The following is a 942-nucleotide window of genomic DNA, read 5'->3' as shown; positions in this document are numbered from 1 at the left end:
AAGACGTTGAGTTCAAAGTATTCTCTGGCCCAGCTAACGACGAAAAAGGTCGTGTAGCGGTTATCCGTGTTCCAGGTGGTGCTAAGCTAACTCGTAAGCAAATTGACGGTTACGCTGAACACGTAAACATCTACGGCGCGAAAGGCCTAGCTTGGATGAAGGTTAACGACCGTGCTGCAGGCATGGAAGGTATTCAATCTCCAGTGGCTAAATTCCTAAGCGAAGACGTAATCAACGGTATTCTAGATCGCACTCAAGCTGAATCTGGCGATATCATTCTGTTTGGCGCAGACAAAGCGGGCATCGTTGCTGAAGCAATGGGCGCACTTCGTCTTAAACTAGGTACTGATCTAGAGCTAACAGACACATCTGCATGGGCTCCACTGTGGGTTGTTGACTTCCCAATGTTCGAAGAAGACGGCGAAGGTAACCTACACGCAATGCACCACCCATTCACATCGCCACTAGGTGTGAACGCGGAAGAGCTAAAAGCGAACCCAGCAGCAGCAAACTCTGATGCATACGACATGGTAATCAACGGCTACGAAGTAGGCGGTGGTTCGGTACGTATTCATAGCGCAGAAATGCAAACGGCTGTATTCGGTATCCTAGGTATTGAAGCTAAAGAGCAACAAGAGAAGTTCGGCTTCCTACTTGAAGCACTTAAGTACGGTACGCCACCACACGCAGGTCTAGCATTCGGTCTTGACCGTCTAGCAATGCTACTTTGTGGTACAGAGAATATCCGTGATGTTATCGCATTCCCGAAAACAACAGCAGCAGCATGTCTACTAACAGATGCGCCAAGCCTAGCAAACCCAGCATCACTGGAAGAGCTAGCAATCGCTGTTAAATTGGCAGAGAAGAAAGAGCAAGCGTAAGCCTGTTATCTTTCTCGTTGATGAAGAGATCCTAGTTGATAGAGAGCTCTTAATTAATTAG

1 protein-coding gene is annotated in these 942 nt (G+C 47.7%); it reads left to right on the top strand.

Annotated features, from left to right (window positions below; translation table 11 throughout):
- The coding region (locus tag AB4496_RS03230) for an amino acid--tRNA ligase-related protein (protein ID WP_372130584.1) at positions 1-881 on the top strand (881 nt) is incomplete at its 5' end.
- Between the last annotated feature and the right edge of the window lie 61 nt (positions 882-942).

Origin of the sequence: Vibrio sp. 10N.222.46.A1 (genome assembly GCF_041473595.1) — a bacterium.
Classification (GTDB): domain Bacteria; phylum Pseudomonadota; class Gammaproteobacteria; order Enterobacterales; family Vibrionaceae; genus Vibrio; species Vibrio tasmaniensis_A.
This window is presented reverse-complemented; position numbering and strand designations above follow the sequence as displayed.